The sequence below is a fragment of the Massilia forsythiae genome (assembly GCF_012849555.1).
In the GTDB taxonomy this organism is placed as follows: domain Bacteria; phylum Pseudomonadota; class Gammaproteobacteria; order Burkholderiales; family Burkholderiaceae_D; genus Telluria; species Telluria forsythiae.
In genome coordinates this window covers 3,230,027-3,241,963 of the sequence record NZ_CP051685.1, presented here as the reverse complement: position 1 = coordinate 3,241,963, position 11,937 = coordinate 3,230,027, and the positions used below count along the sequence as shown (strand labels likewise).

The 11,937-nt window shown below is 69.0% G+C and carries 9 protein-coding genes; 5 read left to right on the top strand and 4 right to left on the bottom strand.

The features are described 5' to 3' along the window. Positions 1-14 precede the first annotated feature (14 nt). Positions 15-638, bottom strand: coding sequence for a TetR family transcriptional regulator (locus HH212_RS13900; protein ID WP_170203018.1), 624 nt, complete (start codon positions 636-638; stop codon positions 15-17). Positions 639-924: 286 nt separating this feature from the next. Here HH212_RS13900 and HH212_RS13895 point away from each other — a divergent pair, with 286 nt between their 5' ends. From HH212_RS13895 to HH212_RS13885, 3 genes are read left to right on the top strand one after another with little or no spacing between them, the layout of a single operon-like run. After that, positions 925-2,253 (top strand): efflux RND transporter periplasmic adaptor subunit, encoded by a 1,329-nt coding sequence (locus tag HH212_RS13895; RefSeq protein ID WP_170203017.1) that lies wholly within the window; start codon positions 925-927, stop codon positions 2,251-2,253. Between the two features lie 21 nt (positions 2,254-2,274). Then, the gene (locus tag HH212_RS13890) at positions 2,275-5,433 is read left to right on the top strand and encodes an efflux RND transporter permease subunit (protein WP_170203016.1); all 3,159 of its coding nucleotides are present in this window, start codon (positions 2,275-2,277) and stop codon (positions 5,431-5,433) included. Positions 5,434-5,441: 8 nt separating this feature from the next. Further along, positions 5,442-6,968: an efflux transporter outer membrane subunit gene (locus tag HH212_RS13885; protein WP_170203015.1), complete on the top strand. Its 1,527-nt coding sequence runs from the start codon at positions 5,442-5,444 to the stop codon at positions 6,966-6,968. 185 nt (positions 6,969-7,153) lie between these two features. On the opposite strand, the gene HH212_RS13880 is transcribed toward HH212_RS13885, so the two are convergent. Further along, positions 7,154-8,707, bottom strand: a complete 1,554-nt coding sequence (locus HH212_RS13880) for an ATP-binding response regulator (protein ID WP_170203014.1) — start codon at positions 8,705-8,707, stop codon at positions 7,154-7,156. Positions 8,708-8,863: 156 nt separating this feature from the next. On the opposite strand from HH212_RS13880, the gene HH212_RS13875 reads away from it, so the two are divergent. Both HH212_RS13875 and HH212_RS13870 read left to right on the top strand, forming a co-directional pair. After that, positions 8,864-9,814 carry a zinc-binding metallopeptidase family protein gene (locus tag HH212_RS13875; protein WP_170203013.1) on the top strand — a complete coding sequence of 317 codons (951 nt, stop codon included), beginning with the start codon at positions 8,864-8,866 and terminating at the stop codon, positions 9,812-9,814. A 48-nt stretch (positions 9,815-9,862) separates the two neighbouring features. Further along, positions 9,863-10,075 carry a hypothetical protein gene (locus HH212_RS13870; protein ID WP_170203012.1) on the top strand — a complete coding sequence of 71 codons (213 nt, stop codon included), beginning with the start codon at positions 9,863-9,865 and terminating at the stop codon, positions 10,073-10,075. Here HH212_RS13870 and HH212_RS13865 read toward each other — a convergent pair. Then, the gene (locus tag HH212_RS13865) at positions 10,038-10,808 is read right to left on the bottom strand and encodes a LytR/AlgR family response regulator transcription factor (RefSeq protein WP_170203011.1); all 771 of its coding nucleotides are present in this window, start codon (positions 10,806-10,808) and stop codon (positions 10,038-10,040) included. The two genes, HH212_RS13870 and HH212_RS13865, sit on opposite strands and share 38 nt — an antisense overlap. Further along, positions 10,805-11,899, bottom strand: coding sequence for a sensor histidine kinase (locus HH212_RS13860; protein ID WP_170203010.1), 1,095 nt, complete (start codon positions 11,897-11,899; stop codon positions 10,805-10,807). Before HH212_RS13860 ends, HH212_RS13865 begins: the two co-directional genes overlap by 4 nt. Positions 11,900-11,937 lie beyond the last annotated feature (38 nt).

Sequence of the window (11,937 nt, the reverse complement as noted above, 5' to 3'; positions counted from 1 at the left end):
CTTTATTCGTTATCTCAGGCATTCCGCCGGCGCAAGCCGTCCATGTATGGATCGATCACGCAGCGCCCCACCTGCAGCAGGTCGAAGCCGTCGGGATCGAACATCCAGTTGCGGATCAGGCCATCGATCATGATCCACATCGCCAGCGCCGCCGTGGCCGGCTGCACGTGGGCATGGATCAGCCCCTCATCGACGGCCTTGCGCAGGCGCCGCTCGGAACGCGCCATCCAGTTGCTCATATTATGCTGGCGCCGCAGCCGGACGGCATCCATTTCGCCCACGAACTCGACTTTCAGCGTGGCGATCTCGAACACGCGGCGCGCCACCGGGTCCTCGACGGTACGGCGCAGCACGGCCAGCATGTAGTTGCGCAGGTCGTCCAGCGGATCGGCCGACTCGGCCTGGTCGAGCACCTTCTGTTCGGCTTCCAGCGGCAGGATCGCCCGGTCCATCATGGCGTTGAACAAGGCGCCCTTGTCGTCGAAATGCCAATAGATCGCACCGCGCGTCACACCCGCTTCGGTTGCGATATGCTGAAGCGTCGTCCTGGAGACGCCCTGCTCGACAAATAATTTCTCTGCAGCATCGAGGATGCTTTCACGGGTGGCGGCCGCCTCTTCCTTGGTTCTGCGGGCCATCGGCCGGTCTCTCCATTTTCATTGGTCTGGAACATTAAACATACACTCGTGATAGTATAGCTGTGTTTCTCCAAAGCCATCGATAAAACCGTGCGCGGCGCCAGAGTAGTGCCGCGGGACGGTTTTGTCCTTTTTTAAACTGAAGGGAATCGCGAAACCCGTTGCCAACGACTGCAGTGCCGGCGGCAGACGCCGTATCCGGAGACGACGCCGTTCCCTTGCGGCGTGCCGCGCACCATGCATCGTGCAGCAGGTTATCCAGAGATTCCACGTAGGAAGCACATTAATGCGCCCTGTCCACTCCCCTTCCTTGTCACTGTCCCGGATCGCCGCGTGTACCCTGACCGCCATCGCCCTGCTGTCGGCGTGCGGCAACAAGGACGCCGCTCCCGGCGCCGCCGGCGCGCCGGGCGGCAAGATGCCGCCGCCGCAGGTCGGCGTGATCACCACCAAATTCCAGCAGGTCGCGCTCGAGACCGAACTGCCGGCGCGCGTCGAGGCGATCCGCGTGGCCGAAGTGCGTGCCCGCGTCAACGGCGTGGTCCTCAAGCGCACCTTCACCGAAGGCAGCATCGTCAAGCAGGGCCAGTCGCTGTTCCAGATCGACCCGGACCCGTACCAGGCGCAGGTCAACGCTTCCCAGGCGGCGCTCGGCCGCGCCCAGGCCAACCTGACTTCGACCGCGGCCATCGTCAACCGTTACAAGCCGCTGGTCGAGGCCAACGCGGTCAGCCAGCAGGAATACACCAACGCCGTGGCGTCCCAGAAGCAGGCCGAGGCCGACGTCAGCTCGGCGCGCGCCCAGCTGAAGATCTCGCAGATCAACCTGGCCTTCGCCAACGTATACGCACCGATCTCCGGCCGCATCGGCCGCGCGCTGGTGACCGAGGGCGCGCTGGTGTCCGCCACCGAGGCGACCCAGCTGGCGCTGATCCAGCAGACCGATTCGGTCTACCTGAACATCACCCAGTCGGCGTCCGAACTGCAGCGCCTGCGCAAGAACGCCGGCGGCAAGGGCATCGACTCGGCGCTGCCGGTGACGGTGGTGATGGACGACGGCAGCGTCTTGCCGCGCAAGGGCAAGCTGCTGTTCTCGGACGTGACCGTCGACCAGACCAGTGGCCAGATCACGCTGCGCGCCCAGATCGCCAACCCGGACTCGGCGCTGCTGCCGGGCCAGTACGTGCGCGTGCGCCTGGCGCAGGCCGAGCTGCCCTCGGGCATCCTGGTGCCGCAGCAGGCCGTGACCCGCGGCGGCCAGACCGGCGACACCGTGATGGTGGTCGGCGCCGACAACAAGCCGGCCCAGCGCACCGTCAAGATCGCTTCCCAGGAAGGCGCCAGCTGGGTCATCACCGACGGCCTGAAGGAAGGCGAAAAAGTGATGGTGGACGGCTTCCAGAAGCTGCAGATGATGCCGCCTGGCACTCCGGTGCAGCCGGTGGCATGGACACCTGCAGCCAACCCGAACGCCCCGGCGGCGGCCGGCAACCCGGCGGCCCAGCCGAACGCGGCCGGCGCCGAGGCGAATGCCGCCGCCGCCGGCAAGCGCGTGCCGAACGCCGGTTCGCCGGCCGCCGGCGCCGCCGCCGGTCCCGGCAACACCCGCCAGTAAGACGTAAGAGGAACCATCTCAATGGCACGTTTTTTTATTGACCGCCCCATTTTCGCCTGGGTGATCGCGCTGTTCATCATGGTGCTTGGCGGCGTCGCCATCAAGTCCCTGCCGATCGCGCAGTACCCGACCGTGGCGCCGCCGTCGATCGTCGTCAGCGTCGCCTACCCCGGCGCCTCGGCCCAGACCCTGGAAGATTCCGTCATCTCCGTGATCGAACGCGAGATGAACGGCGCCCAGGGCATGATCTACATGGAGTCGACCAGCCAGGCCAACGGCACCGGCTCGATCACGATCTCGTTCGAGACCGGCACCGACCCCGACCTGGCCCAGGTCGACGTCCAGAACCGCCTGGCGCGCGCCACCCCGCGCCTGCCGGCGGCCGTGACCCAGCAGGGCGTGCGCGTCGACAAGGCGCGCTCCAACTTCCTGCTGTTCACCATCCTGTCCTCGGACGACCCCAACTGGGATCCGATCGCGCTCGGCGACTATGCGTCGCGCAACGTGCTGCCGGAAATCCAGCGCATCAAGGGCGTCGGCCAGGCCCAGCTGTTCGGTACCGAAAAGGCGATGCGCGTCTGGATCGATCCGGCCAAGCTGGTCGGCTTCAACCTGTCGCCGTCCGACGTCAACACCGCGATCAGCCAGCAGAACGCCCAGGTGGCCTCGGGCACCATCGGCGACCTGCCGCTGGCCGCCGGCCAGCAGATCACCGCGACCGTGGTCGTCACCGGCCAGTTGTCCAACGTCGAACAGTTCGGCAACATCGTGCTGCGCGCCAACCCGGACGGCTCCACCGTGCGCCTGAAGGACGTGGCCCGCATCGAGATCGGCGGCCAGGCCTACACCACTACCGCACGCCTGAACGGCAAGCCGTCGACCGGCGTCGGCGTGCAGCTGTCGCCGTCCGGCAACGCGCTGGAAACCGCGCAGCTGATCAAGGACCGCATGGCCCAGCTGCAGAAGTACTTCCCGCACGGGATGAAGTATGCGATCCCCTACGATTCGACCAAGTTCATCCAGATCTCGATCCACCAGGTGGTGGAAACCCTGATCGAGGCGGTGATCCTGGTGTTCATCGTGATGTACATCTTCCTGCAGAACATCCGCTACACCATCATCCCGACCATCGTGGTGCCGGTGGCGCTGCTGGGCTCCTTCGCCACCCTGCTGGCGCTGGGCTTCTCGATCAACGTGTTGACCATGTTCGGCATGGTGCTGGTGATCGGCATCGTGGTCGACGACGCCATCGTGGTGGTGGAAAACGTCGAGCGCATCATGTCCGAGGAAGGCTTGTCGCCCCTGGAAGCCACGCGCAAGGCGATGGGGCAGATCTCGGGCGCCATCATCGGCGTGACCGTGGTGCTGATGTCGGTGTTCGTGCCGCTGGCCTTCTTCGCCGGCGCGGTCGGCAACATCTACCGCCAGTTCTCGGCGGTGATGGTGTCCTCGATCGCCTTTTCCGCGTTCCTGGCGCTGTCCCTGACGCCGGCGCTGTGCGCGACCCTGCTCAAGCCGGTGGAAGCCGGCCACCACATGGACAAGCGCGGCTTCTTCGGCTGGTTCAACCGCACCTTCACCACCGGCGCCAAGCGCTACGAGGGCATCGTCGGCAAGCTCATGAAGCGCGCCGGCCGTTCGCTGGTCGTGTTCGTGCTGCTGGTCGGCGTGGTCGGCCTGATGTTCACGCGCCTGCCGAACTCGTTCCTGCCGAACGAGGACCAGGGCTACATCATCGCCAACATCCAGCTGCCGCCGGGCGCCACCGCGGAACGCACCGGCGTGGTCCTGAAGGCGATGGAAGACTACGTGATGAAGCAGCCGGAAGTGGCCGACATGGTCGCCGTGACCGGCTTCTCGTTCACCGGCCAGGGCCAGAACATGGGCCTGGCGTTCATCCCGCTGAAATCCTGGGACGAGCGCAAGGCCGCGGGTTCGGACGCGCAGGGCATGGCCAACCGCATCACCATGCACATGGGCGCGCTGCGCGACTCGTTCATCTTCGTGGTGAGCCCGCCGCCGATCCCGGAACTGGGACGCGGCACCGGCTTCTCGTTCCGCCTGCAGGACCGCGGCGGCAACGGCCACGCGGCCCTGCTGGCCGCGCGCAACCAGATGCTGGGCATGGCGATGCAGAGCAAGGTGCTGACCGGCATCCGTCCGGAAGGCCTGGAAGACGCGCCGCAGCTGAAGCTGAACATCGACCGCGACAAGGCGCAGGCGCTGGGCGTGACCTTCGCCGCGATCAATACCGCGCTGTCGACCTCGCTCGGCTCGGCCTACATCAACGACTTCCCCAACGCCGGCCGCCTGCAGCGCGTGGTGGTGCAGGCCGACGCCAAGGACCGCATGCAGCCGGAAGACCTGCTGCGCATCAACGCCATGAACGCCCAGGGCCGTCCGGTGCCGATGTCCGCGTTCGCCACCACCGAGTGGGTCACCGGTCCGATGCAGACCACCCGCTACAACGGCTATTCGGCGATGAGCATCACCGGCGACGCCGCCCCCGGCTACTCGACCGGCCAGGCGCTGGACGAGATGCAGCGCCTGGCGGCCCAGCTGCCGCCGGGCTTCGCCTACGAATGGACCGGCCAGTCGCGCGAGGAAATCCTGGCCGGCTCGACCGTGTTCATCCTGATCGGCTTCGCCCTGCTGGCGGTGTTCCTGGCCCTGGCCGCGCTGTATGAAAGCTGGTCGATCCCGGTGGCGGTGCTGCTGGTGGTGCCGCTCGGCGTGCTCGGCTCGCTGCTGGCGGCGTCCATGCGCGGGCTGTCGAACGACGTGTATTTCAAGGTCGGCCTGATCACCATCATCGGTCTGGCCGCGAAGAATGCGATCCTGATCGTCGAGTTCGCCAAGGACCTGCAGGCGCAGGGCAAGTCGCCGTTCGAGGCGGCGCTGGAAGCGGCGCACCTGCGCTTCCGCCCGATCATCATGACCTCGCTGGCCTTCATCCTCGGCGTGCTGCCGCTGGTCATCGCCAGCGGCGCCGGCGCGGCGTCGCAGCGCGCCATCGGCACCGGCGTGATGGGCGGCATGATCACCGCCACCGCCCTCGGCGTGTTCTTCGTGCCGGTGTTCTTCGTGGTGATCCGCAGCTTCTTCAAGGGCCGCAAGGCAGCGCCGCCGGAAACCGCGCGCAAGGACGACACCGCTACCGTAGTCAAGGAACAACTATGATCGCAACCATGAAACGTTTGAATCCCCTCGTGCTGGCCCTGGCCATGGTGGGCTGCCTCGGCGGCTGCGTGAACCTGGCGCCCAAGTACGAGCGCCCGGCCGCGCCGGTGGCCGCCGGTTTCCCGACGGTGGAAGGCACTGTCCATAGCGGCAACCCGGTGGCGCCGCAGGCGCCGGCCGACATCGCCTGGCAGCGCTTCTTCACCGACGCCCGCCTGCAGCAGCTGATCTCGATCGCGCTGGCCAACAACCGCGACCTGCGCATCTCGATCCTGAACATCGAGCAGGCGCGCGCCACGTACCAGATCCAGCGCGCCGAGCGCTTCCCGACGATCAACGCGGCGGTCACCGGCAATCGCCAGACCACCGGCAAGGACCAGCCGATTTCCAGCGTCTACCAGGCCGGCCTGTCGGTCTCGGCGTTCGAGCTGGACTTCTTCGGCCGCGTGCGCAACCTGACCGAATCGGCGCTGGCGCAATTCCTGGCCACCGAGGAAGCGCGCAAGACCACGCAGATCAGCCTGATCGCCCAGGTGGCCAACACGTATCTGACCTTCCTGGCCGACGATGAACTGCTGGCCCTGACGCAGCAGACCCTCAAGACGCGCGAGGAATCGCTGCGCCTCTCCCAGCTGCGCTTCGAGAACGGGGTGTCGTCCAAGCTCGACCTGGACCAGGCGCTGTCGCTGGTCGAGCAGGCCCGCACCACGCTGGCCGCGGCCCAGCGCCAGCGCGCCCAGGACCTGAACCTGATCACGCTGCTGATCGGCCAGCCGATCCCGGACAACCTGCCGCCGGGCGCCACGCTGGCCAGCACCAACCTGCCGGACCTGCCGCCGGGCATGCCGTCGGACCTGCTGGCGGTGCGTCCGGACATCCGCGCCGCCGAGCAGCAGCTGATTGCGGCCAACGCCAACATCGGCGCGGCGCGCGCCAATTTCTTCCCGCGCATCGCCCTGACCGGCACCGCCGGCACCGCCAGTAACGAGCTGTCCGGCCTGTTCAAGAGCGGCACCTTCGGCTGGACCTTCGCGCCGCAGGCGGTGCTGCCGCTGTTCGACTTCGGCCGCAACCGCGCCGCCCTGGAAAGCGCCCGCGCCGGCCGCGACATCTACGTGGCGCAGTACGAGCGCAGCATCCAGACCGCGTTCCGCGAAGTGGCGGACGCGCTGGCCGGCCAGGCCACCTACAGCGAGCAGCTGCGCGCCCAGCAGGCGGTGGCGCAAGCCGAGAACGACCGCTTCAACCTGTCCGACCTGCGCTACCGCAGCGGCACGTCCAGCTACCTGGACTTGCTGGACGCCCAGCGTTCGCTGTTCGCGGCGCAGCAGCAGTCGATCCAGGCCAACCTGGCGCGCCTGCAGAACCAGGTCACGCTGTACCGCGTGCTGGGCGGCGGCTGGAGCGAACCGGCGGCCGGCCGGGCTGCCGCCGGGGTGCCGGTGGCCGGCAATCCGGTGGCCGGCAATCCGGTGGCCGGCAATCCGGTGGCCGGCACTCCGGTAGCCACCGGCAACGCCACGGCGGCGCGCTGAGTGCCGTGGGCGCAGTAGCTGGCGCCTAGCGCCTGACGCCCGGCACGGCGGGCAGTACCGGCCGGGGCCGGGCCGCGTTTCGGCGACAGCGAAGCGCGGCCCGGCCCCGGCTTCTTTTTTGCCGCCTGCATCCGCTTGCAGCGCAAGCAGCGCGGGGCCGGACGGATCCGTCCGGCCCCGCCGGCTCAAGCGGTGGCGGTGCGGCAGTCCAGCAGTTCCAGCAGTGCATCGACCTGGACCGGCTTGTTCAGGTGATGGTCGATGCCGGCTTGCACCGACTTGTTGCGCGATTCGGCATCGCTCCAACCAGTCAGTGCCACGACCAGGGTGTCTTCGGGCAGCAGGCCACGCGTCCTGGCCGTGTCGGCGACTTCGTGTCCGGACATGTCCGGCAATCCGATATCCAGCAGGACGGCATCGTAACGGCCTTGCGCGAGCGCGTGCAGCGCCGCCCGGCCCGTGTGGGCCGTGTGCGCCTCGAAACCATGCAATGCCAGCAGTTCCTGCAAGGTGTCGGCGGCGTCGGCGTTGTCGTCGACGACCAGTATCCTGCCCGCCTGCCGCTGCACCGTCGTCGCCTGCCCTGCCGGCGCCACGGCGGGAGGCGCCGCGCCGGCCGGCAGGGTCAGTGCGAAGCGCGCACCCAGGCCGGGGCCGTCGCTGTGGGCGCTCAATCTGCCGCCGTGGCACTGGACCAGGTAATGCGTCAGCGCCAGGCCGATGCCGAGACCGCTGTTGCCGGCGGTACCGCTCGTGCCTTCCTGGGAAAACATCTCGAACAGCCTCGGCAGCATTTCCGGCGAAATGCCGCGCCCCGTGTCGGTGACGGTGATCGCGACCGTTCCCGCCGATTCCCGGACCACGCGCAGGTCGATGCGCCCGCCCGCGGTGAACTTGAAGGCGTTGTGCAACAGGTTCGAGATGCATTGCGCAAGGCGCGCGCCGTCGGCATGCAGCATCACCGGATGTGCCGGCAATGTCGCGACGAAGCGGTTGGACGACGCGTCGATGACCGGCTGCAAGGTCTCGATGGCGCTGTGGACCACGGCCAGCAGATCCACCGCCGTCATCTGCAGGGTCAGCTTGGCCGAATGGATGCGCGACACGTCGAGCAGGTCGTCCACCAGGCGCGTCAACTGGCGGCCCTGGCGCAGCACGATGCCGGCGGCGCGCGCGACCTGCTGGTCCTGTCCGGCCCGGACGGCGATCAATTGCGCGGCGGTCACGATCGGCGCCAAGGGATTGCGCAACTCGTGCGCCAGCATCGCGATGAAGACATCCTTTTGCCGGCTGGCCTCGCGCAGTTCCGCCTGTTGCGCGATCAGCGCCATTTCGCTCGCGCGCAGCTTGTCGCCGGCCGTGCGCAGCTGGCGCATGGCGGTGTTCATGCGGTCGATCACCAGGCAGTCGACGACCAGGATGACGGCGAAGAACACCAGCGCGATGATGTCGCTGCTGGCCATCGAGGCCGGGCCGACGGCGGGCCCCATGAAGAAGGCCCAGGCCGACACGGTGCTCAGCATGGCCACCAGCATGCCCGGACCGAGCCCCACCATGTAGGCGGTCAGCAGCACCGCCGGAAAGAACGACAGGAAGGGGAATCCGCGCGCCGGCAGCACGTCGACCAGCATGAAGCGGGCGGCCAGCGCCACGGCGAACAGGAACAGCGCGAACAGGTAGCGCGCCAGGAAGGACGCGCCGCCAGAGCGCCAGGCGCCGCCGGACAATTGAAATTGCATAATAAAAAGAAATGATAATTGCTGAGCAGACAGCAGTATGGGGCTTTTGGCGTGCGCACGGAATAGCGGATTTGCCTGAGCGGCATCGCATGCAGAACTCCGGCGCGCCGGCATGGTCTACCTGACTGGGCATGTCCGAAGCCACCCTCGAACGCCATGCGATCGTTTTTCCGTGCACACTGGAAGGTCATCCTCGCCATCGTCCTGTTGATCCTGCTGGCGACGGTCACCGTCAATCCGAGCGCAGCCGCGCCGATGGGCACGGACGCCCGGCTGGCACAGCGCCTGCGCGCGCACGCGACCGTCCTTGCCGCCGGGGCGGGCGCAAGCTACGTGGCGCACACGCTGCGCGCCGAGGGCTACCGGGTGCGCATCCCGGCGCACCCGGCCGGCGCCGCGCCCGTCGTGCAAGCGGCGCTGGCCAACCTGGCGCCCGGCGCCGCGCCGGCGCGCCTGTTCGTCATCGGCGCCCGCTACGCCCGCCCGCCCGCCGGCACGGCGCACGGCGGCGATGCCGATGACGCGGCAAGCGGCCGTGCCGGACGGACGGCTGCATCCGCCAGCGACGGCAGCGTGGCCGCCGTGCTCGAACTGGCGCGCCTGCTCCGGGGCCTGCATCCGCGCCGCGGCACCGAGGTACGGTTCGTGTTCTTCCCCGGGCCGGCGCCGGACCATGCGGCGCAGACCGCGCCGTGCCCGGCCCGGCATCCGGCGGGCGGCCCTGGCTGCCCGGCTTGCCCGGGATGCGCGCCAGACGGCGACGGCTTCGTCGCCTATGCCGGCACGCCGGCATCGATGCATCTGGTGCAGGAAGCGCTCGCCGGCTTTCGCAGCGGCGCCGACGGTCCGCTGCGCGGCCTGGCGGCGCCGGCCTACGTGCGCGGGCTGACCCTGTCCGACCGCCCTGTCCACGGTCATGCCGGCGCCGTGGCCGTCATGGTCACCGACACCGAATTCATGCGCTACCCCTACCACGACACCGTGGACCGCGAGAACGGCGAGGCGGCAACGGTGCCGGAGGACGAGTTCGACGATGCCGGCAGCGCGCGCGTGGTGGCGGCGCTGGCGCGTACCATCGCCGCGCTGGCGCAAAACCGGCGCGGCTGACACGTCGCCGCGTGCCGGCGGCGCCGCGCCCTCGGCTGGCTGGCGCGCATGGGCAGCCTGAGCTACGAGCTGTACCTGTCGCACATGCTGGTGGTGCTGGCGGCCGAGGCGCTGTACCGCGCGCTGCCGGGCAAGGTGCAGGCCTGGACCTTTGCCGTCTACCTGCTGGTGCTGTCGTGCTGTTACGCGCTGGCGCTGCTGCTGGAACGGGCGATGGCGGGCATCATGGCGACCATCCGGGTGCGCGCAAGGCGCGCTTGACCGCCGCCACGTAACGCTCGCTGACCGGCACGCCGGCGCCGCATGCCAGCTCGAGCAGCGCGCCCTCCCCGTTTGCCGCGCGCAGCCGGCGCGCCTGGCCGCGCCGTACCAGGACGCACCGGTGGACGCGCAGGAATTCGGCCGGATCGAGGTAGGCTTCCAGCGCCGCCAGCGTGCTCCGGTGCAGCAGCATGCGCTGCGCCAGGTGCAGCTCGACGTAGTTGCCGGCGCTGCGGATCCACTGCACCCGGTCCAGGCCGACGCGCTCGATGCTTCCCACCGAACGCACCGCCAGTTCGCGCCAGTAGCCGGGCTGCGGATCGGCAAAGGTGCGCAGGGCGCGCGCATGGGCGTCGCGCTGGCCGAGCAGCACGGCGGCGCGTTCCAGCGTCTGCCGCAGACGCGTCTCGCTGACCGGCTTGACCAGGTAGTCCAGTGCATGCACGTCGAACGCCTCCAGCGCATGGCCGCGGTCGGCCGTGACGAACACCACCAGCGGCGGCATGGCGCGCCGGCTCAGGTCGCGCGCCAGCACCAGGCCCGATTCGACCGGCATCTGGATGTCCAGCAGCAGGATGTCGACGCCGCCGGCATCGATACGGGTGCGCGCGGCGGCGGCGTCGGCGCATTCGCCGGCGACCGCCCAGCCCGGCAGCGCCGCCAGCGCCAGGCGCAGGTTGGCGCGCGCGTGCAGCTCGTCGTCGACGATCAGTACCTTGGGTGCGGCGCTCATGCGTCGGCCGTCCGCGGAATGCGCAACTCGGCCACGAAGGCGCCGGCCTCGCGCACGGTGGCCAGCGAGGCGGCGTCGCCATAGGCCAGGCGCAGGCGCGCGCGGATGCCGCGCAGGCCGATGCCCAGGCCGGCCGCCGGCGCCGCGCTCGCGTGGACGCGGTTGCTGACCCGCACCAGCAACTGCGCGCCGTCGCGAAAGAAACCGATCGCCACGTCGCTGGTACCGGCATGGCATTCGAGGTCGTGGCGCAATGCATTCTCCACCAGCGGCTGCAGCAGCATCGGCGGGCAGGCGATGTCGTCGTCGAGCAGCTCGCCGCCCTCGATGCGCACCGCCAGGCGCGCCCCGAAACGCAGGCGCTGCAGGTCGAGATAGTCCTGCACGAAGCGCAGTTCCCGGCGCAGGTCGATCCAATCGCGCTCGCTGCTGGCCAGCGCGTATGCCAGCAGGTCGCCCAAGCGTTCCAGGCCGTCGAGCGCCAGGCGCTTGTCGTCGGTGCGCACCATGGCGCCGATGGCGCTCAGCGTGTTGAACATGAAGTGCGGCTCCAGCTGGCCGCGCAGGGCCGCCAGGCGCTGGCGTTCCAGCGACAGGCGCGCCTGGGCCAGCTCGCCGTCCTGCCGGCGCTGACGGCGCCACAGCAGGATGGCGGCCACGGCGCCGAAGGCCATCGTCAGCAGGACGAACACCACGAACCATTCGAACTTGTCCGCCGCCCGCCAGTAAGCCCAGGCGTTCGCCGGCGTCGGCGCGCGGTCGAGCTTGATGCAGCGCCTGAGGGCGAGGCCCAGCATGGCGCTCGGCCAGCACAGCAGGATATACACGAGGTAACCGGCGCCGATGCGGCGCGGCGTGGCCAGCCAGGCCGGGCGGCCCTCGTACACCAGGTACAGCAGGTAGCTCTGCACCATCATCGCGGCGTAACCGCACCACCAGCCCAGCGTCATCCGCCAATAGCTGCGGGTGTCGCCGTAGTGGGCCGCGTCGCCGTAGGTGGTGATGCCGGCCAGCGCGCACAGCACGGCCCACAGCGCGAAGTTGAGCGCCAGGGCGCGCAGCCAGGACGGCACGGGTACGAGGGATGTCATCGCGCGCAGTATACCAGCGCCGTCCGGGCATCCATCCC

Coding starts and splice junctions, on each gene's coding strand:
- HH212_RS13900 (WP_170203018.1), bottom strand. CDS start 638: ATGGCCCGCAGAACCAAGGAAGAGGCGGCCGCCACCCGTGAAAGCATC.
- HH212_RS13895 (WP_170203017.1), top strand. CDS start 925: ATGCGCCCTGTCCACTCCCCTTCCTTGTCACTGTCCCGGATCGCCGCG.
- HH212_RS13890 (WP_170203016.1), top strand. CDS start 2,275: ATGGCACGTTTTTTTATTGACCGCCCCATTTTCGCCTGGGTGATCGCG.
- HH212_RS13885 (WP_170203015.1), top strand. CDS start 5,442: ATGAAACGTTTGAATCCCCTCGTGCTGGCCCTGGCCATGGTGGGCTGC.
- HH212_RS13880 (WP_170203014.1), bottom strand. CDS start 8,707: ATGCAATTTCAATTGTCCGGCGGCGCCTGGCGCTCTGGCGGCGCGTCC.
- HH212_RS13875 (WP_170203013.1), top strand. CDS start 8,864: ATGCGATCGTTTTTCCGTGCACACTGGAAGGTCATCCTCGCCATCGTC.
- HH212_RS13870 (WP_170203012.1), top strand. CDS start 9,863: ATGGGCAGCCTGAGCTACGAGCTGTACCTGTCGCACATGCTGGTGGTG.
- HH212_RS13865 (WP_170203011.1), bottom strand. CDS start 10,808: ATGAGCGCCGCACCCAAGGTACTGATCGTCGACGACGAGCTGCACGCG.
- HH212_RS13860 (WP_170203010.1), bottom strand. CDS start 11,899: ATGACATCCCTCGTACCCGTGCCGTCCTGGCTGCGCGCCCTGGCGCTC.